General features: G+C 34.6%; 18 protein-coding genes and 1 pseudogene. 9 read left to right on the top strand and 10 right to left on the bottom strand.

The genetic code is table 11. From position 1 onward, the window contains the following. Positions 1–135 precede the first annotated feature (135 nt). The 3 genes from licT to ACGH6S_RS06735 form a co-directional block, all read right to left on the bottom strand. Positions 136–978, bottom strand: a complete 843-nt coding sequence (licT, locus tag ACGH6S_RS06745) for a BglG family transcription antiterminator LicT (protein WP_174798054.1) — start codon at positions 976–978, stop codon at positions 136–138. Between the two features lie 173 nt (positions 979–1,151). After that, a complete protein-coding gene (htpG, locus tag ACGH6S_RS06740) occupies positions 1,152–3,026 on the bottom strand; it encodes a molecular chaperone HtpG (RefSeq protein WP_065590702.1) in 1,875 nt (624 codons plus the stop codon). 311 nt (positions 3,027–3,337) lie between these two features. Then, the gene (locus ACGH6S_RS06735; RefSeq protein ID WP_202983886.1) at positions 3,338–4,699 is read right to left on the bottom strand and encodes a sodium-dependent transporter; all 1,362 of its coding nucleotides are present in this window, start codon (positions 4,697–4,699) and stop codon (positions 3,338–3,340) included. Positions 4,700–5,227: 528 nt separating this feature from the next. On the opposite strand from ACGH6S_RS06735, the gene ubiG reads away from it, so the two are divergent. From ubiG to guaB, 3 genes are all read left to right on the top strand, one after another. Next, a complete protein-coding gene (gene ubiG, locus ACGH6S_RS06730; RefSeq protein WP_411578507.1) occupies positions 5,228–5,938 on the top strand; it encodes a bifunctional 2-polyprenyl-6-hydroxyphenol methylase/3-demethylubiquinol 3-O-methyltransferase UbiG in 711 nt (236 codons plus the stop codon). A gap of 94 nt (positions 5,939–6,032) precedes the next feature. After that, on the top strand, positions 6,033–7,373 hold the full coding sequence (gene gntT, locus ACGH6S_RS06725; RefSeq protein ID WP_335339985.1) for a gluconate transporter: 1,341 nt from the start codon (positions 6,033–6,035) through the stop codon (positions 7,371–7,373). 212 nt (positions 7,374–7,585) lie between these two features. Further along, positions 7,586–9,052, top strand: a complete 1,467-nt coding sequence (gene guaB / locus ACGH6S_RS06720; protein ID WP_065609461.1) for an IMP dehydrogenase — start codon at positions 7,586–7,588, stop codon at positions 9,050–9,052. 540 nt (positions 9,053–9,592) lie between these two features. Here the strand turns inward: guaB and ACGH6S_RS06715 are convergent. Further along, positions 9,593–10,639 (bottom strand): LacI family DNA-binding transcriptional regulator, encoded by a 1,047-nt coding sequence (locus ACGH6S_RS06715; protein WP_174798056.1) that lies wholly within the window; start codon positions 10,637–10,639, stop codon positions 9,593–9,595. A 177-nt stretch (positions 10,640–10,816) separates the two neighbouring features. Here ACGH6S_RS06715 and ACGH6S_RS06710 point away from each other — a divergent pair, with 177 nt between their 5' ends. Genes ACGH6S_RS06710 through dnaB form a run of 3 tightly spaced genes read left to right on the top strand, consistent with a single transcriptional unit; the run spans position 10,817 to position 14,092 of the window. Then, entirely contained in the window at positions 10,817–11,836 is a 1,020-nt protein-coding gene (locus tag ACGH6S_RS06710; protein WP_411578508.1) for an aspartate-semialdehyde dehydrogenase, read from the top strand. Then, entirely contained in the window at positions 11,823–12,614 is a 792-nt protein-coding gene (truA, locus tag ACGH6S_RS06705; protein ID WP_411578509.1) for a tRNA pseudouridine(38-40) synthase TruA, read from the top strand. The genes ACGH6S_RS06710 and truA overlap by 14 nt, the downstream gene beginning before the upstream one ends. Before the next feature lie 53 nt (positions 12,615–12,667). Beyond that, positions 12,668–14,092 (top strand): replicative DNA helicase, encoded by a 1,425-nt coding sequence (dnaB, locus tag ACGH6S_RS06700; RefSeq protein WP_411578510.1) that lies wholly within the window; start codon positions 12,668–12,670, stop codon positions 14,090–14,092. A 117-nt stretch (positions 14,093–14,209) separates the two neighbouring features. Here the strand turns inward: dnaB and ACGH6S_RS06695 are convergent, their stop codons facing one another. From ACGH6S_RS06695 to ACGH6S_RS06680, 4 genes are read right to left on the bottom strand one after another with little or no spacing between them, the layout of a single operon-like run. Further along, positions 14,210–15,046: a metal ABC transporter permease gene (locus ACGH6S_RS06695; RefSeq protein WP_411578511.1), complete on the bottom strand. Its 837-nt coding sequence runs from the start codon at positions 15,044–15,046 to the stop codon at positions 14,210–14,212. Then, positions 15,043–15,909, bottom strand: coding sequence for a metal ABC transporter permease (locus tag ACGH6S_RS06690; RefSeq protein WP_411578512.1), 867 nt, complete (start codon positions 15,907–15,909; stop codon positions 15,043–15,045). The genes ACGH6S_RS06695 and ACGH6S_RS06690 overlap by 4 nt, the downstream gene beginning before the upstream one ends. 6 nt (positions 15,910–15,915) lie before the next feature. Continuing rightward, positions 15,916–16,806: a manganese/iron ABC transporter ATP-binding protein gene (locus ACGH6S_RS06685; RefSeq protein ID WP_411578513.1), complete on the bottom strand. Its 891-nt coding sequence runs from the start codon at positions 16,804–16,806 to the stop codon at positions 15,916–15,918. Next, positions 16,806–17,651, bottom strand: a complete 846-nt coding sequence (locus ACGH6S_RS06680) for a metal ABC transporter substrate-binding protein (protein ID WP_411578540.1) — start codon at positions 17,649–17,651, stop codon at positions 16,806–16,808. The genes ACGH6S_RS06685 and ACGH6S_RS06680 overlap by 1 nt, the downstream gene beginning before the upstream one ends. Positions 17,652–18,116: 465 nt before the next feature. On the opposite strand from ACGH6S_RS06680, the gene ACGH6S_RS06675 reads away from it, so the two are divergent. Further along, positions 18,117–19,043 (top strand): L-lactate dehydrogenase, encoded by a 927-nt coding sequence (locus ACGH6S_RS06675; RefSeq protein ID WP_065590692.1) that lies wholly within the window; start codon positions 18,117–18,119, stop codon positions 19,041–19,043. Positions 19,044–19,184: 141 nt separating this feature from the next. On the opposite strand, the gene ACGH6S_RS06670 is transcribed toward ACGH6S_RS06675, so the two are convergent. Next, positions 19,185–19,469: a hypothetical protein gene (locus tag ACGH6S_RS06670; RefSeq protein ID WP_411578514.1), complete on the bottom strand. Its 285-nt coding sequence runs from the start codon at positions 19,467–19,469 to the stop codon at positions 19,185–19,187. Positions 19,470–19,577: 108 nt separating this feature from the next. Then, positions 19,578–20,081, bottom strand: a complete 504-nt coding sequence (locus ACGH6S_RS06665; RefSeq protein ID WP_065590690.1) for a CbrC family protein — start codon at positions 20,079–20,081, stop codon at positions 19,578–19,580. A 1,126-nt stretch (positions 20,082–21,207) separates the two neighbouring features. Here ACGH6S_RS06665 and ACGH6S_RS06660 point away from each other — a divergent pair. Together ACGH6S_RS06660 and proC are read left to right on the top strand one after the other, a co-directional pair. Beyond that, a complete protein-coding gene (locus ACGH6S_RS06660) occupies positions 21,208–22,641 on the top strand; it encodes a hypothetical protein (protein ID WP_411578515.1) in 1,434 nt (477 codons plus the stop codon). Positions 22,642–22,765: 124 nt separating this feature from the next. Continuing rightward, positions 22,766–23,311: pseudogene (proC, locus tag ACGH6S_RS06655) on the top strand (pyrroline-5-carboxylate reductase); the annotation flags it as partial. Positions 23,312–23,995: the final 684 nt, after the last annotated feature.

The raw sequence follows: 23,995 nt of genomic DNA, 5'->3' as shown, positions 1-23,995 counted from the left end.
TTAGGTTTTGCTCGCATAGCTAACTGCTTTTCTATGCAATAACAATCCAAAAATGATTTAATAAAATTAGCATGATTTAAGAATAATAGATATAATTTGTTTAAATATAATGATTAAAATGTGAGTTATATCACATTATTGATTTTTCAATTCAGTTCGTAATCGTTCAATATGAATAGTTAAATAGAGACTTTCGTCATCAGAAAGTGGATGTTGATATTGTTGTATTAAATGTAAATCTATCTGTTTAGTACAAATATAGGCTAGTTCGTATTTTTGTCGTACTAATTCATACAAAGAGTTATCTTGTTGTGTTTGCTTTCTGTGGCTTAAAATACGGTGAGCAAAAAATTTTAAATGAGTAACAAAACGTTGATAAGATAGGCAATTTTCGTCATATTCAAAGTTAAAGTGGTATTTCACAATATTAAGAATTTCGCGCATGATTTTAGTCATATTAACAATATTGGGCATTGTGTCATTTAATTGCGCATTGATAATATGAAAAGTAATAAAACCAGCTTCGTCTTCAGGTAATTCAACAGATAATCGTTCTTTTATTATTGATAAGGCATACAAACCGATTTGAAACTCTTTAGGGTAAAACTTTTTGATTTCCCATAGAAATCCATTAGGAATATCAAATCCTTGCTGGTGGCGCTCAATAGCAAAATGGATATGGTCGGTCAGCGAAATATAAATGCTGTCTTGTAATATGCCATCTATGCATTGTTTTGCATGATTAATAATAATTTCAGATGTGGCTAACACTTCAAAAGGAATCTTTGAAAGCAATTCTTCAAATTTAGGGTATGTTTCTTTATTATCGAGTGAAAACTGCTTTTCAATAAGATTTGTATTAATTAAGTCACCTTCACGTTTTTTAAATCCAATTCCACGACCAGTAACAATTAATTCATTACCTTTAGCATCAAGTGTAACAATAACATTGTTGTTTAATATTTTATAAACTTTCATTGGGTGTGATTAATTATATATGTCTATTTATTATGAATAGACATAAAAAAATCGGAAGCAAAAATATAAAGAAATGTGATAAATATCATATTTTAAAAAAATATTGCTTTTCTTTTACTATAAAAAAGCCCCGATAGGGTTAATGTATCGAGGCCGCTTAGTCTATTATTTTATTATTGTGTTAATAATTTATTCATGGTTTGAATAAATTTACTTGGATCGCTAAGTGAACCTTTTTCAGCAAGTAAAGCCTGATCTAGTAGTAGTTCTACCCAATCGTTAAATATGCTTTCATCTTGTGTATCGGCAATACGTTTAACCAGCTTATGATCTGGATTGATTTCAAACGTGTATTTGATTTCTGGTGCTTTTTGACCTGCTGCTGCAAACAATTTAGCCATTTGTGTGCTCATTTCGTCGGCAGCAGTGGTAACAATCGCAGGTGTATCAGTTAAGCGATGCGTTAATTTTACTTCTTTCACTTTATCGCCTAATGCGGTTTTAACACGTTCAATAAATGGTTCAAGTTCTTTTTCAACTTGCTTTTGTTGTTCAATATCTTGATCGGCTAATTTTTCGATTGATTCGTCTGATTTACTGATAGACTGGAACTGTTTGCCATCAAATTCAGTTAAGTTACTCATCATCCATTCATCAATACGATCGGACAATAATAATACTTCAATACCTTTTTTACGGAATAGCTCAAGATGAGGACTATTTTTTGCCGCACCATAGCTATCAGCGGTAATATAGTAGATCTTTTCTTGACCTTCTTGCATACGGCTAATGTAATCATCTAACGAAACAGTTTGCGCATCGCTATCAGTGTGAGTTGACGCAAAACGAAGTAATTTTGCAATTGCTTCACGGTTTGTAAAGTCTTCACCAGTACCTTCTTTTAATACTAAACCAAACTCACTCCAGAACTGTTGATACTGTTCTTTATCGTCTTTAGCAAGTTTTTCAAGCATTTGTAACACACGCTTAGTACATGCATTACGTAAGTTTTGGGTGATTTTGTTATCTTGCAAAATTTCGCGCGATACATTTAATGGCAAATCATTTGAATCAATTAAGCCTTTTACAAAACGTAAATAGTTAGGCATAAATTGTTCAGCATCATCCATAATAAATACACGTTGTACATACAGTTTTAAGCCGTGTTTATTATCACGATTCCACATATCCCAAGGCGCTTTTGCTGGAATATAAAGTAAGCTAGTATATTCTTGTTTACCTTCAACACGGTTATGACTCCAGCTTAATGGATCGGCAAAGTCGTGTGACAGATGTTTATAAAACTCTTTATATTCCTCGTCAGTCACTTCTGATTTACTACGAGTCCAAAGAGCTTGTGCTTTGTTAACTTTTTCCCATTTGACTTCTTTGCTTTCTTCATCAGTAGTTTGTACTTCAACAGGAAGTGAAATGTGATCAGAATATTTGCTGATAATAGAGCGTAAACGCCAATCGTCTAAAAACTCTTTTTCATCTTCTTTTAAGTGTAAAGTAATTTCTGTACCACGGGTTTCTTTATTATCATCAGATATAGTATATTCACCTTCCCCTGTTGACTCCCACATAACTGCTTCGTCAGCTTTTGCGGTGGCTGCGCGCGTTCTAACAGTGACTTTATCGGCAACGATAAAAGCAGAATAAAAACCTACACCAAACTGACCAATTAATTGGCTATCTTTGGCTTGATCGCTACCAATGGACTCTAAAAATGCTTTGGTACCTGATTTAGCAATGGTACCTAAGTTTTCAATCACTTCATCACGAGTCATACCAATACCATTATCGGTAATAGTCAAAGTGCCTGTTTCTTTATTAGTTGAAATGCGCACACCAAGTTCACCATCGCCAGCATATAGATCTGGATTTTCTAACGCTTTAAATCGAAGTTTGTCGGCTGCGTCGGATGCGTTTGAAATAAGTTCCCTTAAAAAAATCTCTTTATTTGAGTATAAAGAGTGAATCATTAAATGTAGAATTTGTTTAACTTCGGATTGAAATCCACGAGTTTCAGTGCCTTGCTTACTCATTGACTAGTTCCTCTATTATATTTAGTCATTTCAATTAATTCTAATGACGAAAATGATTTGTTATTAACTAACTTTTATCATTTTGCTCATTTAATAGTGCATTGCCAGTTAGATTAACCGAATAAAATTAACATAATGGTTTGATTTATTGATGTATTGCTATATGGGAGTAAAAAAGCAGATTTCAATAGAGGTTAAGACATTTATTCATTGTTTGGTTATTTTTTGTTAAAAATGCAAAAAGAGAGCAAAAAAAAAGCCTTGAAGGGATTAAGGCTTTTTAATTAAAGGTTATTTTAAATTAATAAAAATTACATAAATCCATAAACAAGAATTAAAATAACAGCAGCTGGAATAACGAATCGTGATAAAACAGTCCAAATGCTAAACCAGAAATTATTTAAATTTAATTCTTCTCGGATGTGTTTTTGGTTCATCATCCAAGCACCAAATATCACTGTGCCTAAACCCGTAACAGGTAACATTATTTTACTAGTTAAGTAATCAAGCAAATCAAATATATTTTTACCAAATAGTTTCACTTCTGCCCATTCATTAAATGATAAAATACATGCGATACCTAATGCCCAAATAATTAAACTACTTAAAATTGTTGCTGATTTTCTACCCAATGGTGTTTTTTCTTCTAACAATTCAACTGTTGGTTCAAGTAATGAAATAGAAGAAGTTAATGCAGCAAAAGTAAGGAAAATAAAGAATAAAACACCTAAAACAGTGCCGCCAGCCATATTACCAAAAGCAATCGGTAAGGTGACAAAAATAAGTCCTGGGCCTTCACCAGGTTGTAAACCGTTAGCAAATACCAGTGGGAAAATCGCCATACCAGATAGCATCGCTACAATTACATCTAAAATAACTACAGTACGTGCAGTTGATAGTAAGTTCACATCTGAACCCAGATAAGAACCATATGCCATCATAATACCCATACCTAAAGATAGACTAAAGAATGCATGTCCCAATGCTGCCAATACTGCTGTACCGTTAATTGCAGACCAATTAGGGGTGAACAAGAATTTAAAAGCATCATAAAAAGATGGACCGCTAACATAGGCAGCATAACCAACTAAAACAAGTAATAATACACCTAGCCCAGGCATCATCAATTTGCAACCGCGTTCCAAACCAGCACCAACACCAAGAGCAACAATAAATGCTGTAGCAAACATAAATACGGTGTGCCAAGTTAGTAGACTGTTAACATTACCAAGGAAATGGGTAAAAAGTTGACCAGTAGCTTCGCCATTAGCACCTTCGAAAGAACCTTGAGCAGCTAAAACAATGTAATCGGTCGCCCATCCCCCGATAACACTATAAAATGATAGAATTAAAAAAGAACCTACTACACCAATAATACCAACCCAGCGCCATGATTTAGAACGACCTTCTGAAACAGCGACATCTTCCATAGTATGAATTGGATTTTTTTGCCCTCGACGCCCAATTAACCATTCTAAAACTAAAATTGGCAAGCCAATAACAAACATAAATAGTAAATAGGTAAGCACAAACGCAGAGCCACCCATTTCACCAGCCATATAAGGGAATTTCCAAATATTACCTAACCCAACAGCAGAACCAGCCGCGGCAAGCATAAATCCCATGCGCGAACTCCACTGTGAGTGACTTTTTTTCATAGTACCCGTACTCATTAATATTGTTTCCTTTAATCTTAATTAGTTTAATTTAGCGTTGTGAAAAAAGTGTGTCATTTTATAAATGAAATTTTAATCATGCCATGAAATACTTCTATAAACAAGATATTATGCAAGTTATTGGTTATATCCGTATAAATTTTTAGCGAGTATCGATAGGAATGTATCATATTTATTTTTAATAACGATTATACTAATCAATATGTCATATTAAACATTTTTAAAACACTCAAAAAGAAGAAATCTACAATAAAAAATTACAACATCGCCAATTAAAGGCAAAATCAATTATATTTGTTAAAAATTATGATATGTTTTGAACTAAATAAATTCATTTAAGAACGATACCTTCTCACTGTCTTATTAATTGACGTAATAATCTTTTTGTAGGATAAATTATAAAGTAAACGCAGTGTTTAATATGTTATTTTTTTGATAAACAAGTTTAATTAGGCCGATTTATTGATAATCACAAGAACATAGCATATAGTTAATTTTAGATTTTACTGATATCAAAGAGCTACTATGTCACAAAACATCGACCAAAATGAAATTGACAAATTTTCACGACTTGCTGCCGATTGGTGGAACCCAAATGGTAAATGCAAACCGTTACACATTATCAATCCACTGCGTGTGGATTATATAAAACAAAAATGTGGATCACTAACCAACAAACTTGTGCTTGATGTTGGCTGTGGGGGAGGGATATTATCTGAAAGCCTAGCCAAATTAGAGGCAAATGTTACCGCCATTGATCTTGCTGATGAATCGCTTACCGTTGCCAAAATTCATGCCGAACAAAATGGCCTTACGATCGATTATCAAAAGCAAACGGTTGAAAAACATGCACAACAACATCCTGCCAAGTATGATGTCATTACTTGTATGGAGTTATTAGAACATGTACCTGATCCTTTTTCTGTCATACAAGCCTGTGCAAAATTGCTTAAACCAGGAGGTAAACTATTTTTATCGACTATTAACCGTAATCATAAAGCAAAATTGTTATTGATTTATGGAGCAGAATATATTGCTCACTTAGTGCCCAAAGGTACGCACGACTTTAATCGCTTCATTCGCCCATCAGAGTTAATGGCGTTTGTTGAGCAAGCAAAATTAGATGTAGAGGCTATTATCGGTATGGAATATCTTTTATTTAAAAATCAATTCAAATTAAGTCCAAATGTGGATATAAATTATATATTAATGGCACAGAAATCAGATTCATTTTAAAAATGTGATCAAATTCTCATTTTAGATATTTCCACCTGTATTTTTTTAAAATTTCTCTATAATTTAGCATGTTACCGATAACAAGGGATATTTTATTTTAGAGGACCTATTTATGCCGTTAATAATAATTGCTATTGGTGTAGCACTGCTACTTATTTTAATGTTACCACTTCGAGTCAATGGTTTTATTGCTCTAATTCTAGTTGCGCTAAGTGTTGGTGTAATGGAAGGCATGCCAGTTATGGATGTGGTGAAATCCATAAAAAATGGAGTCGGAGGTACGCTTGGTAGTTTAGCCTTAATTATGGGCTTTGGAGCAATGTTGGGAAAATTATTGGCCGATTGTGGTGGAGCTCAACGTATCGCAACAACGCTAATTGAAACATTTGGTGACAAGAAAATCCAATGGGCGGTTACACTTACCGGTTTTATTGTTGGTTTTGCACTTTTCTATGAAGTTGGCTTTGTCCTGTTATTACCATTAGTATTAACTATTGCTGCCACGTTACGTATATCGCCACTATATATTGGTATTCCTATGGCTGCGGCTTTATCTGTGACCCATGGCTTTTTACCTCCTCATCCTGGTCCTACAGCTATTGCTGAAATTTTTAAAGCAGATATGGGACGAACCTTACTCTATGGTACTATCATCGCTATCCCAACGGTAATTTTAGCTGGGCCTGTATTAGCAAGATTACCATTTATTCGCGTAATTAATCATCCAATTGAAGAAGGCTTATATAATTCTAAAAAATTTACTGATGAGCAAATGCCAAGCTTTGCAGTCAGTGTTTTTACCGCTTTAATTCCAGTTATTTTAATGTCAATTCGTGCGGTTTGCGATATGACTTTAGATAAAGGACATGCAGTATTACCTTATGTAGAATTTCTAGGTGATCCAGTCATTGCAACTTTGATTTCTGTATTAGTTGCGGTATTTACATTTGGCCTTTTACGTGGGCGCTCCATGGCTGAAGTTAATACTACTCTAGTTGATTCAATCAAAATTATTGCCATGATGTTATTAATTATTGGTGGAGGCGGAGCATTTAAACAAGTGCTTGTTGATAGTGGTGTAAAAGTTTACATTGAACAAATGATGCATTCATCGAATATTTCACCTATCGTAATGGCTTGGTTAATTGCGGCATTGCTTCGATTAGCACTTGGTTCTGCGACTGTTGCAGCGTTGACAGCAGGAGGCATTGTGTTCCCTCTTATTGCTTCAACAGGAGTAAGTCCTGAACTGATGGTTATTGCAACAGGAGCTGGAAGTGTTGTATTTTCGCACGTTAATGATCCTGGATTTTGGTTATTTAAAGAATATTTCAATTTAAGTATTGCTGAAACCATGAAATCTTGGTCACTATTAGAAACTACAATTTCTGTTTGTGGATTAGTAGGATGCTTAGCTATTAATATGTTTATTTAATAAAACATTAAGAGCCGATTTTTTACCTCACCAGTTTTATTTAATTGGTGAGGTGTTTTCAATATATCTTCACTTATATTTAATTCTATTGTATTTTTATTTACTTTTTTATTTCAATATAGAATAAAATTTTCCTAGCCTTTTAAGTTAAAAGTAAGTAGAATGTCTCGGCAATATTTTATCAACAATTTAACTCAATGGTGAATATTGTCATGTCCCGTATAGTCAAAGAAGCTCTCACGTTTGACGACGTGTTATTAGTTCCAGCCCACTCAACTGTATTACCTAACACTGCTGATATTAGTACTCAATTAACCCAAACCATCAAGCTCAATATTCCAATGATTTCTGCCGCAATGGATACTGTAACTGAATCTGATTTAGCTATTGCACTTGCTCAAGAAGGTGGTATTGGGTTTATTCATAAAAATATGTCAATTGAAAATCAAGCCAATCATGTAAAACGTGTTAAGAAACATGAAAGCGGCATAGTACAAGATCCTGTATCAGTTCTACCAACTGCAACTATAAAGCAAGTTATCGAACTAGCTAAAGAGTATGGTTTTGCAGGGTTTCCAGTTGTGACTGAAACTCAAGAACTAGTTGGCATTATCACCGCACGCGATGTACGATTTGCAACGGATCTTTCTTTACCTGTTACTGCGGTGATGACACCGAAAGAACGCTTAGTGACTGTAAATGAAGGTGAACAACGTGAAATCGTGCTGCAAAAAATGCACGAATACCGGGTTGAAAAAGTCCTTGTTGTTGATGGTCGATTCCACCTAAAAGGTATGATTACCGTCAAAGATTATAACAAAGCTGAACAAAAACCTAATGCTTGTAAAGACAAACAAGGTCGTTTGCGTGTTGGAGCAGCTGTTGGCGCAGCCGCTGGTAATGAAGAGCGGATTGCAGCATTAGTAGAAGCAGGTGTAGATGTATTATTGATTGATTCATCGCACGGCCATTCAGAAGGCGTACTTGAGCGTATTCGCCAAGCAAGAAAGTCCTATCCAGATTTACAAATTATTGGCGGTAACATCGCCACAGCAGAAGGAGCTAAAGCCTTAATTGATGCAGGTGTTAACGCCGTTAAAGTAGGAATTGGCCCCGGCTCAATTTGTACAACACGCATTGTAACTGGTGTTGGCGTACCTCAAATTAGCGCCATAATGGATGCTGTCGAAATTGCACAAAAACACAACATTCCTGTTATTGCTGATGGTGGAATTCGATATTCAGGTGATATTGCTAAAGCTATTGCAGCAGGAGCATCTTGTGTAATGGTTGGCTCAATGTTTGCAGGTACTGAAGAAGCACCAGGTGAAATTGAACTATTCCAAGGCAGAGCATATAAATCATATCGTGGAATGGGTTCGCTTGGTGCAATGACAAAAGGATCTTCTGACCGTTATTTCCAAACTGACAATGCTGCTGATAAACTTGTGCCAGAGGGTATAGAAGGTCGTATTGCCTACAAAGGTTTACTAAAAGAAATAGTTCATCAACAAATGGGGGGATTAAGATCTTGTATGGGATTGACCGGTTGCGCAACAATTGATGAGTTAAGAACTAAACCTAAATTCTATCGCATTACTGGTGCTGGAATGAAAGAAAGCCATGTGCACGATGTACTTATCACCAAAGAACCACCAAATTACAGAGCTGGAGCGTAAAAAAAAGAGGGATGCTTCCCTCTTTTTATGTACTGATTTAACGCCGTTTACCAATAAAGCGAACATTTAAACAAACATAATAATTGCTATCTAATATCTTAAATGGAGTAAATAAAGGTTATTTGGAAAAATTATCTTGTTTTTAGAGTTAATTCTAAATTTTGTGTATTTGCTAATTAAAGGTGAAAGGCAATTTAATCACCGAATTTTATATTAAAAATGCTCGAATATTGAAATTTCATATTAATTTATTCACATTGGGTAAAGTCCTGTAAATGATAATGGATGAAATTTAATAAGTGGCTATTCAACTTAAAAGCTTACTATCTGGGAAAAAGATTACGGCTACACTTTGCCTTATTTATAACCCTCCTTATTTCAATTTGCCAAGCGCTAAGGCGATATCAGATCTCAATAAAACTAAACGGTCTGGACTTCTGAATTATTTTACTCTCTGCAATATCAGAATGTACGATGAGTATTTGCAATGAAAGCGAGCAAAAACAAAATAGGGACTATCTTTTAAAGATAGTGCACGTATTAGTAAAACATCGATTCAACATTGATTATTTTATTGTGTTTAATAGACTTTGTTGTGTCTTTAATAATATCACATAGTAAAGTTGCAGACTGTTGTCCCATTTTAAATAATGGTTTATTAATTCTACATAAATTATCTAATTCATTATATTTAAGTTCTTTAGAAGCGCTAAAATACGAGATAGTGAGCGGTTTAGTTAGTTTGGATTTACTTTCATTGGCTTGATGTAACGCCCCTAAAACCATGCTATCAGGAGATTGATTGTGTAGATCTTTATAATAAATTTCATCTAAATAGGTTAAGCTAAAATTATCGGCACAAATGACTGCTGATGGCAATTTACTTCCGTTTATTAATTTTTTTATAGCTGATCTGGAATGTTGATAAGTAAAGCAACCTTGAATAATATATCGAGGCTCAATAACAATATTGGCACGTAGCAATGCTTGTTTATAACCTTGTAGCAAAAGTGCTGAACTTATCAATTGGTCATTATTAAGTAAAATAGCAACTTTGGTATGAGAATTTTCAGTTAAATATTTCGTCATTTGATATCCGATCAATAAATGATCAAAGTGAACGCAAATAAAATCAAGCGAAAAGTGATTAACTAATACAATGGGGGGTAATGTATCTTTATAAGAAACCAGTGTTTTTAAATATGGAGCATCATTGATAATTATAATCCCGTCAAATGCATTTTGGGCTACATAACGAATAATATGATGGATATCGTTTCTGTTATTATAAGGAAACTGCAAATAAAACAGTTGATACTGCTCTTTTTTCAAAGCTTGTTCTAAACCAAGATTGATTAAACTTTTTGAAAAAAGTTGATTATCAATAATTAATATCTTTCTACTGTTATGTATTGATTGAAAGGGTTTGAAATTTTTTGATGTATCTATATTTAATTCTTCAATAGCTTGATAAACGCGTAGTTGAGCTTGAGGAGAAGTTAAATGTGGTTTTTTTAATACTCTTGAAACCGAAGCAACTGAAATATTAGCTTTTGTAGCAATATCCGACAGAGTGATTTTTGTCATATTAACGAATAAATTTTGATTAAAGTGGCTTATTACTTTACGGATATTAAGCTAATTTGTAAGGGCTCAGATTTTGTTTTGTCGATCTGTGTTCCAAAATTGAAAAATATCTTTTCCGCTATATTTGACAATATAGTGATATAATTACCGTTAAATTTTTTATTTGGGTTTATAAATATGTCTGCATGGAATATTGCTATTGTGGGGGCGACAGGGCAAGTGGGTTCTGCGCTAGTTGAATTATTACAACAACGTAGTTTACAAGACAATAGTCTAAAAATTGAAAATCTCTATTTGGTCGGTAGTGACAATAGTGCTGGTGAAGTTGTTCGTTTTGCTGGTAAAAATTTAACTGTTACCGATAGTGCACAAATAGATTGGAGTCAGTGCCATTTTGCCTTTTTTGTTGCTGGTTATGAAACAAGTGAAAAATATGCACAAATTGCGGCAGAATCAGGTTGTGTAGTGATTGATGCAAGTGGCTATTTTGCTCAGCAGGATCATATTCCATTAGTAGTACCTAAAGTTAATAACAGTGTATTAACTGAATACCGTAATGAAAACATTATAGCTGTAGCTAGTGCCACAGTGTGCCAATTATTGCGTTGTGTTGCGTCTTTAACTGATATTGAGTTATTAACCAATTTACATGTCACCAGTTTTATTCCGGCCTCATTGTATGGTAAGCCAGGAGTAGATGAGCTGGCTGGGCAGAGCGCTCGCTTATTAAATGGCATGCCAGTTGATAATCAGTTATTTGACAAGCAATTAGCATTTAACTTATTACCCGTATCGCACGAACATGATGATTTAATATTAGGTGAAAAGTCACAAGTTAATCAAATTCGTAAAATATTAAGTAATTATGAACTTCCTGTCTCTATTGAGTCAGTGATTGTGCCTGTGTTTTATGGGGTGTCACAAGCTATTAATGTATCAAGTAGCTTACCGATTGAGTTAGATATGGCACGTTTTAGCGAGTTTGGGGTTGAAGTGCAAAGCGATAATCTGCCAACTCCAGTGACCGAAGTTAGTATAGAGTCTGAAGGTCAACTAACTATTAAATTGGCTAATTTGAGACACAGTTACGGCCATTATGAACAAATTCAATTTTGGTCAGTTGCTGATAATATTCGTTATTTAGGTGCATTAATGTTAATTGAGACACTTGAGATCCTCATTAATGACTATATATAAAATTGCCCTTGGTATTGAATATGATGGTAGTAATTACTTTGGCTGGCAACGACAGCAGTATGTTGATTCTATTCAAGAAAGACTAGAATCCGCACTATCGACAATTGCTAATTCACCAATAAACGTCTTTTGTGCTGGTCGCACAGATGCTGGTGTACACGCAACTGGTCAAGTTATTCATTTTGAAACCCAAGCCATGCGATCAGCTAGTGCTTGGACAATGGGAGTGAATTCTCATTTACCTGATAATATTGCGGTGCGTTGGTCACAAGTAGTTGATGATAGTTTTCATGCGCGGTTTAGTGCTACTGCTCGGCGTTATCGTTATGTGATTTATAATCATCGTTATCGGACAGCAATTTTAGCTAAAGGAGTATCGCATTATTATTTACCTTTGGATGAAACCTTAATGCATCAAGCTGCACAGTATTTATTAGGTGAGAATGATTTTTCATCCTTTAGAGCAGCGCAGTGCCAATCAAGAACACCTTGGCGTAATATTCATCATATCGAAGTTTGGCGACAAGGTGAATTTATTATTGTTGATATTAAAGCTAACGCGTTTGTTCACCATATGGTACGTAATATTGTGGGCAGTTTACTTGAAATTGGTGCGGGTAATCGACATCCAGAATGGATTAGCGAACTTTTGCAGGCTAAAGACAGAACGAAAGCTGCTGCAACAGCAAAACCTGAAGGATTATATTTAGTTCAGGTGGATTATCCATCAGAATATCAAATACCAACCCAAGCATTAGGCCCATTATTTTTAAAATAAGTTGGATAATAAGCAAACAATAAAAAGTTAATTAAATTAAAAAGATAAATGTAATGAAGACTGATCGAACAAGCACAAATAAAGATTTTAGAAATCAAGAAGCGAAAAAATCAAACTTGCATAATATCAAGCTTCCACCACACTCAATTGAAGCTGAACAAGCAGTACTTGGTAGCTTGATGCTTGATAATCAACGTTGGGATGCTGTATCTGAAATGATCACTGATCGCGATTTTTATTCGCGTCATCATCAACTAATTTTTTCTGAAATGCATACATTGGTCAGTAAAGGTACACCAATTGATTTAATTACCCTTTCTGAAAGCCTTGAAAGTAAAGATGTTTTAGCTGATGTCGGTGGTTTTGCTTATTTGGCTGAACTTTCAAAAAACACACCAAGTGCGATTAATGTTGTTGCTTATGGTGATATTATTCGCCAACAAGCGATTTTACGTGAATTAATTAGTGCATCAAATGATATTGCTGATAACTGTTATGCAACAGAAGGGCGAGATAGTACCGAAATTTTAGATTTGGCGGAAAGTAAAATATTTCAAATCGCTGAAAGCCGAACTAAACAAGGTGAAGGTCCAAAAAGTATTACCGAAGTGCTAGAAGCAACGGTAGCTAAAATCGAAGAGTTGTTTCAACGTCCACATGATGGTGTGACAGGAGTTTCAACAGGTTATATCGATTTAGATAAAAAAACGGCTGGTTTGCAGCGTTCCGATTTAATTATCATTGCGGCAAGGCCATCAATGGGGAAAACCACTTTTGCTATGAATTTGTGCGAAAATGCTGCGCTAGAACAAGAAAAACCAGTATTAATATTCAGTTTAGAAATGCCTTCAGAACAAATCATGATGCGTATGCTAGCTTCGCTTTCACGTGTTGACCAAACAAAAATTCGAACAGGACAACTGCAAGACGATGATTGGGCAAGAATCTCAAGCACAATGGGGCTATTGCTCGAAAAGAAAAACATTTATATCGATGACTCATCAGGTTTAACGCCAATGGAATTACGCTCAAGAGCAAGACGCATTTATCGGGAACATAAAGGCTTAAGTATGATAATGGTTGATTACTTACAGCTTATGCGTGTACCGAATATTTCTGAAAATCGTACTTTAGAAATTGCCGAAATATCGCGTTCACTAAAAGCCTTGGCTAAAGAATTACAAGTTCCTGTTGTTGCACTATCTCAGCTTAATCGTAGTTTGGAGCAACGAGCCGATAAAAGGCCAGTTAACTCTGATTTACGTGAATCAGGCTCTATCGAACAAGATGCTGATGTGATTATGTTTATCTATCGTGATGAGGTTTATAACGAAGCCTCAGAACATAAAGGCATTGCTGAAATTATTCTAGGAAAACAGCGAAACGGACCAATTGGGAAAGTTCGATTAAAATTCCAAGGTCAGTTTTCACGTTTTGATAATTATGCAGATAATAGTAAATATTTGGATGATGAATAACAATTAAATTAATAATAACAGCGTAAAATGGCTTAAAAATATCATTACGCTGTTTTTTTATAGCTGTAAAAAAGTATTTCTAAAAACGGCTTCTTTGCAATAGTTACAAGAATAATTTTAGTGGCGTAATTTTTTGCTAGTAATAAACTGATAAACCTGAGCAAATAAAAATATGGTTGCCTGCAAAATAACAATACAAGCACTGGTTGATGCATCTGCATAATAACTTATCAAGGTGCCCGCCACCGTTGAAAATGTGGAAACTAACACAGCAATTACTAACATCCATTCAAAACGTTTAGTTAACGAAAAGGCAGTTATACCTGGAGCTATTAGCATAGCAATAACTAAAATCATACCCGCTATTTTTAACGAACCTACAATGGTTAAAGCTAACACACTTAATAAACCATAATGTAATAGTTTAACTGGTAGTCCAACAACTTTGGCTTGTACAGGATCAAAGCAGTAAAGCATAAGATCGCGGCGTTTTATAATAACTAAGATTGATACAATTGTAGCAATAAATATGATCTTTTTAAGCTCGTCATAACTAGTGCCAAGTACACTACCAAATAGGATATGATTTAAATGCTGTGAAGTATCTACTTTTGAAAATAATACTAAACCAAAAGCAAACATACCCGAAAATACAATCCCCATTACGGTATCCTCTTTCAATCGGCTATTTTCTTTGATGTAACCTGTTGCAATTGAGCAAAATAGGCCTGAACCAAAAGCACCAATTATAATGGGGATACCTGCTAAATAGGCCAGCACAATTCCAGGTAAAACCGCATGCGAAATTGCATCCCCCATTAATGACCAGCCTTTTAAAACTAAAAAGCAAGAAAGCAAGGCACAAACTATACCAGTTGCTAGTGCAGCTAAAATTGCTCGCTGAATAAGAGGAAGGGTCAGAGGATAGTAGATAAATTCCCAAAACTCTGTCATACCTTTCTCCCTTTATTTAAACGGATTTTACGGATCTGAAGATGATTGGCAATAAGCCCTTGCTTTGGTGCAAATAAAAATGCGGCAATAAAAATCAGCGTTTGTAACGTTACAATAACGCCACCAGTTTCGCCATTTAAAAAGTAGCTAATCCAAGCACCAACAGCACTAGTTACAGTGCCAATAAGAACCGAGATAATCAATAGCCGAGAAAATCGATTAGTCAGTAAGTAAGCGGTTGCCCCAGGGGTAACAACCATAGCTATTACTAAAATAGCCCCAACTGTTTGTAATGCTGCAACGGTACATGCGCTTAAAATAGTAAAAAATAGGATTTTTAGTTTTAATGGTTTTAATCCAATCGATCTGGCATGAGTTTCATCAAAAAAAACAACCAACAAATCCTTCCAAAAAAAGAAAAGTAGTATAAATGATACCAAAATAATGATTTGCACTTGCCACATATCGCTATCATCAATTCCAAGAATATTGCCAAATATAATAGTTTGTGCATTAACAGATGTTGGATTGAGCGAAATAATTAACAAACCGACAGCAAAAAAGGTTGAAAAAATAAAGCCGATAGTGGCGTCTTCTTTTAAGCGTGTAAAGGCACGAACCAACGTAATTGCAAGTGCCGCCAGTAACCCAGTAAAAAATGCTCCAATTGAATAAGGTAGTCCAAGTGCATACGCACCAGCAACGCCAGGTACAACAGAGTGCGATAGCGCATCGCCCATTAGTGACCAACCTTTTAACATTAAAAAAGCCGATAAAAAAGCACAAGCAGCGCCAACAATACTACTTACCCAAATTGCTTTAAGCATAAAATCGTAGGTAAATGGTTCAAGTAAAAGTTCCATTTATTGTTACCCCTTGGGTTTATTATCGTGATGGTCAATCAATAAATCTCGATGGGGGGAATCATGCTTACCTTCGCCATAAAAAATAGCAGCACGCTCATCGTCAGTTAATATGGATACTTTACGAGGATCTTCGTCATTATGCAGTTTCTCGCCTGATAAACTAAGGTAACGTAGTGCACCACCAAAGGTGGTCATTAAATTTTGCGGTGTAAAAGTTGTTTTAGTTGGACCAAAGGCCAGTACGGTTTGATTAATTAATACCACTTGATCACAAAATTCAGGAACACTACCTAAGTTATGGGTTGAAACTAAAATTAAATGGCCTTCTTCACGCAGATCTTTCAATAAATCAATAATGGCATTTTCAGTTTTAACATCAACTCCAGTAAAGGGCTCATCTAGCAACAGCACTTTACCTTGTTGAGCTAATGCTCGAGCTAAAAATACTCGTTTTTTTTGCCCACCAGAAAGTTCGCCAATTTGACGATGCTTAAAATCAAGCATGTTCACACGTTCAAGAGCAATATTAACTTGTTTTTTGTCTTCTTTGCTTGGAATACGTAAAAAAGACATATGCCCGTATCGTCCCATCATTACTACATCCGACACCAGAACAGGAAAATCCCAATCGACTTCTTCGGTTTGTGGCACATAGGCAATGATATTTTGCTTTAAAGCTTGCTTTACTGAGAAATCATTAAAAGTTACACGCCCACGGGTTGGATGAACCATTCCCATAATGCTTTTAAATAACGTTGACTTGCCACTACCATTAATACCAACTAAAGCACAAATAGTACCACCGTTTAAGCTAAAGCTAGCATCATAAATTGCAGTATGGCCATTATTATAAGTCACCGTGATATCATCAACGTTCAAGCAAATTTGAGTCATTATTTTTCAAATCCTTTAGCAATAGTTTCAACGGTCACTTTTAACAAATCAATATAAGTTGGAACAGGACCATTTTTAGTTGAAAGCGAATCGACATACAAAACGCCACCATATTTAATATCGGTTTCTTTGCTCACTTGTTTAGCGGGTTTATCTGAAATAGTACTCTCACTAAAAATGACAGGAATATCATTTGCTCTCACTAAATCAATTAATTGCCTAACTTGCTGAGGTGTGCCTTGTTGTTCAGCGTTTATTGGCCATAAGTAAGCTTCTTTCAAATTATAGTCGCGAGCTAGATAACTAAAAGCTCCTTCGCTGGTCACAAGCCAACGTTTTGCCTCAGGGATTTTGGCCAACCGTTCGCGTAATGGTGCATCAAGCGCTTTAATTTTAGCAATATAATCAGCAGCATTTTTATTATAAGTAGCCGTATTTTTAGGATCATATTTGACAAATGCCGCGCGAATATTTTCAATATAAATTAAGGCTAGTGTTGGCGACATCCAAGCATGTGGATTAGGGTTACCTTTATAGCTTCCTTCGCGGATTGGCATCGGCTCAATACCTTCAGTCACAACAACGGATGGGACATCTTTTACATCTTCAAAAAAGCGTTTAAACCAAAGCTCCAAATTAAGGCCATTCCATAACACTAAATCTGCTGAAAGCACTTTGGTAATATCTTGCGGGGTGGGGTCGTATTCATGAATTTCTGCGCCGACCTTGGTAATTGACTCTACTATAGCAGCATCACCAGCTACATTTTGCGCAATATCTTGAATAACCGTAAAGGTAGTAACGACTTTAAATTTCCTTTCTGACGCTTGTGCAGATTTGTGCATACCTGTCAAAATAATTAACGAAGTTAAAATAACCTTTAATAATATTTTACGATTTTTCAAAAAATTGAATTTCATTAGCGACTCCTAGCGTTTAACTCATAAACAAATAGCAAAATTCAGTGATTGTTTCTAACAAATCTAACAAATATCTTTCAATTTAATTACTTGTAGTAGTGACACTTCATTGCCAATTATTTATAGCAATAAATTTAAATGTTAATGAGAATTATTATCATTTAAAAGGTGAAAGTCAATTTTTTTTAAAGTTCACGATCTCAATTAACTTTAGGCATAGCTATGTTATTAATTCATTGTATATAAAACCAAAATAATTAGTAGCTAATTCCATCTATTTAAATAATAGTTAAAGTAGAAAAGATTATTTATTAAATCATACTAATCTAGCTTTATACTATGAAAAACACTTGTTGTTTTACCTTATTTTTTAATAAAGCGAGGCTTAATATGAAACTGCGAAAAGTGATGATTATCGGCGTGGGTAATGTGGGATCAACAACGGCTTATACATTGGTTAACCGAGGTATTTGTGAAGAAATTGCACTTGTTGATCTTAATAAAGAATTAGCCTATGGGCATGCACAAGATTTATTAGATGCGGCGGCTTATCGGCAAAACATGGTCAAAGTTAGCCTGCGTGAATCGACTGATTGTTCAGACATTGACATAGCCATTATCACCGTCACATCAGGCATAGCCCAAAAAAGCCGTGCAGAAGAGCTTGCAGGAACCTCTAAAATCATTGCCAACATAGTGCCTGATATGATGAACAATGGTTTTAAAGGCATATTTTTAATTGCCACCAATCCTTGCGATGCCATTACATATCAAGTCTGGAAACTATCTGGCTTGCCTCGTCATCGAGTGATTGGTACAGGAGTATGGCTTGATACGGTACGTTTGCGTCGATTATTGGGTGAAAAAATGGATATTGGTCCACAAAGCATTGATGCCTTTATTGTAGGTGAGCATGGTGATTCACAATTCCCTGTTTGGTCGCATTCATCGGTTTATGGAATTAATCTTAATGATTTAGAAAAAAACAAAATCGATTTTGAACAAATTGGCACGCAAGCTCGAAAAATGGGCTTTGAAATTGCTAACCGTAAGCATTGCACCGAATATGGCATAGCTAGCACTATCACCGAAATTTGCCAACATATATTCACTAATAGCCACCGAGCATTAGCGCTTAGTTGTATTTTAGACGGCGAATATGGCTATAAAAATGTTGCAATTGGTGTTCCTGCTATTTTAGACCAACATGGTATTAAAAAAGTGATCAAGCTCGACTTTAACGAAAATGAAAAAAAACTCTTTGAAAAAAGTGTAAATATTGTAAAAGGGTATATTGATCATATCAAATTACCGTAGCACAAATTATTTTCGCTATTGCTTGAATAGTGCGCTAACCTAGCGTTATCTATTTGTGGCGTCATTGCATACACAATACGCCACGAACAAGGTTTTTATAACGATCATGGAAGAAAAAGAAATAGTTTTGAAATATAACTGCTAATCTTCTAAGATGATTTTAAGTTGGTTTTCAAGTTGATTATAGTTAGCATCACTTAAAAAATGGTAATGAGTATCTCTGATATGGCTGGCGATTTTTTTATATGTATTAAGATGTTCAGATACGGGATAGCAAGCAATATAATCATTAAAAGCGGCAACATCAGCAACGTCAGCAAACTGCTTTTTATATTGAGATGATGCAGTTTGAGTATTGGCGAACGTATAATTAGTATTAAACCAACTAAACAACAATATAGTTAATAACAATGGTATTTTTTTCATGGTTGCATTTTTCCTAGTTATTTCCTTTTATCAGTGAGATATTGCACACTATTATTTCTTATTTTAATTTAGCATATTAAATCGATACTCTGTATAGAGTTATTAAAATCAATCACAATCAACATGCAACCTTTTTTTAGCACATTGCACACACTCAAACAAATAGCCAACGAACGTCCCGTCTTTCGATAAAGACGATTTTATCAATTCTTCGGGATAGTCTTGGATATCATCTAAGATTTCATCAAAATAGGGTTCAATTTCTTTGGCTCCAACATAACCAATAAAAGCACAAGGTTCGTTACAATGCGATAACCAAACTTCCTGTTGCCATGATGAATAACTCGGGGTTTTTAATACTATTTCGTCTAACATTTCGGATGGTACATCTTCTACACCATAATTATCGTTGAATTGACCTTGATATTTTTCTGCAGCCGAACCATCGGCAATACACCATGGGCAGATATAATCAGGATCTTCAACACAATAAGGTACCAAATTATATTTTATTGTTCGTTTTTGATTACAAACGGAACAAATTCCCTTTTCATTAACAAAAATATCGAGTTGATATGCATTTGGGTGATATTTAAACATAGGTAAGCACATCACAGACTCCTTTATTATAATAAAATTAAAATTATATAACCCAAGTGGGTTCGATACAAAATAATTAAATGCCAGATTACTATCATCAGCAAGTTGATAGTTGAATAGTAATTCTTGAAAGTTAAGTCTAAAACATATACTAAGTTAAAATACAAAAAATAGCTGTAACAAAAATCACACTATCAACTAACACTTCAAGTGCGACAAACCCGATTAAGTTACCAGTGGGTGAGCAAAGTTTTGCAGATATAGGCATGATGGTTTCTACATTAAGATCAAGTAACTTAGTGAGTATAAGTTAATTAGTCACACGTTATAACTATTGTGGAGATGATGATGGAGACGGACAAAGTAGAGTAACGACATTTGAGAATTTGATGTTGAGTATTATAGATAAAAATAACCAAGCAATAGGCTGTAGTGATGTATTAACGATATGTAATGCACCTTATAAAGTGGAATTAAGTAGTCATAATAACAAAAGTGCTAATCTATAAATGTTTGATTTTATTTAAAAATATAAAATAAAAAATCCAATAAAATCAATAGTCTACCTGAGATATTTTAGAGCAAGAAACACGCTTATAGCACCATAATATTAATAAGTTTGCCTTATCAGAGCGCCAAAATATGCCGATAATGAAGTAAAGCTAGCACGCCAAACTGGGCTGTTGGGCGTGTTTGTGTTTTAGATGTTATCAGCAATATTAATCATTCCGTAAAAGTCAAAAAGTCCTAAAGCTAACACCCTATTTTAATTATAAAATTAACCTATCTATAAAACCGAATCGTTTTCATCTTTACATTTCTTTACAAAAAAGTCCGCCAAAAAACTAGCCAACTATTTCTTAAACGGCTATACTTTAATCGCTTTAGAAAGACAAGCTTATTAAATAAGCGATCAATCATAAAAATCTAAATAAAACAAAATATTACTTGACAGGTGGAACAAAATGCAGTACCATTTTAGGCACAAGGCACAAGGCACAAGCACTGGCAAACCTATGTCTTAAATTTATCAAATAACCCTATTCGACGAGTTTTTGCACGAAACTCATTTATATCATCGAAATTATCTCTCGAATTATTATCGAAATTATTCACAAAATTATTTGCAAAAATCTCATTGGCATTAGCGCCATTGTTGTTATTGCCGTACTCTTTAGAATCGCAGGCATTATCGGCCACGACTTCTGAGCACATTCAGGGTACTGCGCCTTATTTAACCTTTGATGGCGGTGCAACCCATGCCGATTCAATTAGTCCCTTATTATCAGTAACATTGCCCGGAAACAAAATTATTACTGTATCAAATGATAGCTCAAGTATGGAAAACCCATTAGTGTTAGATAAACTTTCGGCCACTTTTGCAGATATTAAGACATTAGTACCTCATGGGGATTATCCAGAAGTATTGGCAGATAAAGTGATTGCTGATAATGGTTATTGGAAGGATGATGATGGCGATACACTTCATCGTGTCAATTCAAGTAAATTAAAAATTAAATGGCAGAATTTATATGGTCAAGATATTACTAATTATGTGAAAGATAACTCAGATAAAGCATTAAATGGCTGTGATGCACCTTATCAATTGACGTTAGAAGTGGAAGATGTGAGCATTAAGACAGAATATGGTATTCCTTCTGAAAGTGATAAATTTACTGGAAATAGGCATACCTATTATCTTTATCCCAAAATGGATAAATCACAATTCTGTTATGCTATGCCTAACTTAGAATATGATTGGCATTCAAATGATATACCTTACGATGGGGCTGTTTCTTCTCTTAACGATCCGAATGGCGAGTGGAATAAATATAGAGGATTTTATGCCTATAATCCAGCGAATCCTGGAGCAAACTTTCCAACCACAGGCTCTCATAATTTATTTTTTTACTTGAGTGTTGCAGGAATGAAAGCACAAGATATCGTTAATACGAATGGTCGAACAATTTCGACAGGAGGGGTAACATTAACGTTAAATGCTGAAAATACGCTACCTACAGGGCTTGTAAAAATTAACTTAACGGGCCCTAAGGAGAGTAATTCTGGTTCTTTTATTCCTTCAACATTTTATTTACACGATAAAAACAATGACCCATTGTATAATTTTAGATTAGAGCGTTGGTATGTAGCTAAAAAAGGCGGTGCAGGCGGTTATCAAAATGCCGTAGCGTTTTGTAATAACTTTAATGGTGGTGGATATCGTATGACCAAAGTGCTTGATTTTACCAATGCAAATAGAACGGAAGTAGATTGGCAAAATGGTATAACAGACGGAAGCTATTTACGAAAAATTAGTTATAAAGTAAATGGTTATTGGATGGGAGGATTACTTAGCGAATGGGGACGTATGACTCAGATTTACTACAAAGATAGTGATTGGGAGTTTTTTAGTGTTGGCGATCCTGCTTGGTGGAGGGATATGAGCGGATATTATTGGGCATCAGATCAACTTTCCAGGGATGTTAACTTTGTTGTAGAAGCTAGTAGTGGTCTTGTCGGTGCCAAAGAGCATTCTGATCAAGATTATAGAGTAGCCTGCGTTACACCTTAGTTTGCAGCTACCATCTAAAACACGTCTAATCATGGTTATTTAGGCAAGAAAAAACTAAATTTTTTGCCAAGATAACCAATAAAATTCACATTGATGTAGACTAAGAACTAATAAAGAATTAAAGAAAAATACCATCGTTATTTCAATTGCGGCAGGTGTTACCATTAAAACAATTGCCAAATGCGTGGGTTATGAGCAAAAAATTATACGAGTTATGCCTAACACACCAGCCCTTGTTAATGCCGCTATGTGTTCAATTACCCCCAATACCGAAATTACCGATGAAGAATTGTCTATTGTTCAACAATTATTAAATTGTATTGGTGAAACGGAAGTTGTTCCTGAAGATTTAAGTGACGCAGTTATTGGCGCAAGTGGATCTTCCCCCACTTTTGTGTTTATGTTTATTGAAGCATTAGCTGATGGTGCGGTTAAAGGCGGATTATCAAGAAAACAAGCTTACAAGTTTGCTGCCCAAGCAGTTTTAGGATCGGCAAAACTATTATTAGAAACAGGTAAACATACAGAGGAGTTAAAAGATATGGTCTGCTCACCTGCGGGTACAACCATTGAAGGAGTGCAAATACTTGAAGCCAAAGGATTTAGGTCAGCTGTTATTGATGCAGTGGAAGCAACGATTACTAAATCTAAATATCTTGCGGAAAAGTAAATATAAAATTATCTATATTTTATATTTATTAAGTAATTTTAAAGGCATTACAAATCAAAAGATATGATTGAATATTAATCACTATTGAGAGTGGGCAATTATAGAAAAAGTGTTTAATGAGGAGTAGATAAAATATCTTTCTTTAGCTATGAACAATATTAACTAAAAAATGACAACTAATACTTGATGATTTGAATAAGTAAAATAATAGCTAGTAAATTAATACTAGTTATTATATTGTTGATGTACGAAAATATCCAACAAAATATTACAAACTTTTAATTCTCGATTATCAGCTTATAAATTTAACTCTATCAATATAATTCATAAATAAAAAAGTTAAATTTACAAATCTTAACAAAAAAATAAGTTTATTTACTTTAAAGCGATACGTTTTTATGTTTATAATCTAATGCATTATTTATGCTAGTTATCAACTATGTATTTCAGACCCTAAAAATAAAATATATTAAAAGTGAATTAAGAAAGAGTAATTAATAAATTATTAGTTACTAATTTGTTCATTTAATTTTATAAAGACAAAAGAAAGTGGAAAATTTTTGAAAAATGAGATAGGAAATGATACAATGAAAAAGGAACAGCACACAGCACACAGCACACAGCACACAGCACACAGCACACAGCACACAGCACACAGCACACAGCACACAGCACACAGCACAC

This window comes from Gilliamella sp. BG3, assembly GCF_046635605.1.
Lineage (GTDB): Bacteria > Pseudomonadota > Gammaproteobacteria > Enterobacterales > Orbaceae > Gilliamella > Gilliamella bombi.
The sequence above is the reverse complement of the archived record's forward strand: the minus strand, read 5'-3'. Positions and strand labels throughout refer to the sequence as shown.

Coding starts and splice junctions, on each gene's coding strand:
- dnaB (WP_411578510.1), top strand. CDS start 12,668: ATGAAGACTGATCGAACAAGCACAAATAAAGATTTTAGAAATCAAGAA.
- ACGH6S_RS06735 (WP_202983886.1), bottom strand. CDS start 4,699: ATGAGTACGGGTACTATGAAAAAAAGTCACTCACAGTGGAGTTCGCGC.
- htpG (WP_065590702.1), bottom strand. CDS start 3,026: ATGAGTAAGCAAGGCACTGAAACTCGTGGATTTCAATCCGAAGTTAAA.
- ACGH6S_RS06690 (WP_411578512.1), bottom strand. CDS start 15,909: ATGGAACTTTTACTTGAACCATTTACCTACGATTTTATGCTTAAAGCA.
- licT (WP_174798054.1), bottom strand. CDS start 978: ATGAAAGTTTATAAAATATTAAACAACAATGTTATTGTTACACTTGAT.
- ACGH6S_RS06685 (WP_411578513.1), bottom strand. CDS start 16,806: ATGACTCAAATTTGCTTGAACGTTGATGATATCACGGTGACTTATAAT.
- ACGH6S_RS06710 (WP_411578508.1), top strand. CDS start 10,817: ATGTCTGCATGGAATATTGCTATTGTGGGGGCGACAGGGCAAGTGGGT.
- ACGH6S_RS06665 (WP_065590690.1), bottom strand. CDS start 20,081: ATGTGCTTACCTATGTTTAAATATCACCCAAATGCATATCAACTCGAT.
- ACGH6S_RS06675 (WP_065590692.1), top strand. CDS start 18,117: ATGAAACTGCGAAAAGTGATGATTATCGGCGTGGGTAATGTGGGATCA.
- ACGH6S_RS06695 (WP_411578511.1), bottom strand. CDS start 15,046: ATGACAGAGTTTTGGGAATTTATCTACTATCCTCTGACCCTTCCTCTT.
- ACGH6S_RS06715 (WP_174798056.1), bottom strand. CDS start 10,639: ATGACAAAAATCACTCTGTCGGATATTGCTACAAAAGCTAATATTTCA.
- truA (WP_411578509.1), top strand. CDS start 11,823: ATGACTATATATAAAATTGCCCTTGGTATTGAATATGATGGTAGTAAT.
- ACGH6S_RS06680 (WP_411578540.1), bottom strand. CDS start 17,651: ATGCACAAATCTGCACAAGCGTCAGAAAGGAAATTTAAAGTCGTTACT.
- ACGH6S_RS06670 (WP_411578514.1), bottom strand. CDS start 19,469: ATGAAAAAAATACCATTGTTATTAACTATATTGTTGTTTAGTTGGTTT.
- ubiG (WP_411578507.1), top strand. CDS start 5,228: ATGTCACAAAACATCGACCAAAATGAAATTGACAAATTTTCACGACTT.
- guaB (WP_065609461.1), top strand. CDS start 7,586: ATGTCCCGTATAGTCAAAGAAGCTCTCACGTTTGACGACGTGTTATTA.